Here is a 299-nt window from a genome sequence, read left to right as displayed (position 1 = left end):
GCGACCACGGCGAAGCCGCGACCCTGCTCCCCGGCCCGGGCGGCCTCGACGGCGGCGTTCAGTGCCAGGATGTTGGTCTGGAAGGCGATGCCGTCGATGACCTGGATGATGTCGGCGATCTTCTTCGAGCTCTCGGTGATGGCACCCATGGTGACCACCACTTCGCGGACCTTGTCGCCGCCCTTGGTGGCGACGTCCGAAGCCCCGTGGGCGAGCTGGTTGGCCTGCCTGGCGTTGTCGGCGTTCTGCTTGACGGTGGAGGTGAGCTCTTCCATGGAGGAGGCGGTCTCTTCGAGAGA

At 66.6% G+C, this 299-nt stretch carries 1 protein-coding gene; it reads right to left on the bottom strand.

Annotated elements, in window-relative coordinates; genetic code table 11:
* Nucleotides 1-299, bottom strand: a 299-nt coding sequence (locus G6032_RS00190) for a methyl-accepting chemotaxis protein (RefSeq protein WP_240901834.1), incomplete at both ends; no start/stop codon positions are given.

The sequence above is a fragment of the Wenzhouxiangella sp. XN24 genome (genome assembly GCF_011064545.1).
In the GTDB taxonomy this organism is placed as follows: Bacteria; Pseudomonadota; Gammaproteobacteria; order Steroidobacterales; family XN24; genus XN24.
This window is presented reverse-complemented; position numbering and strand designations above follow the sequence as displayed.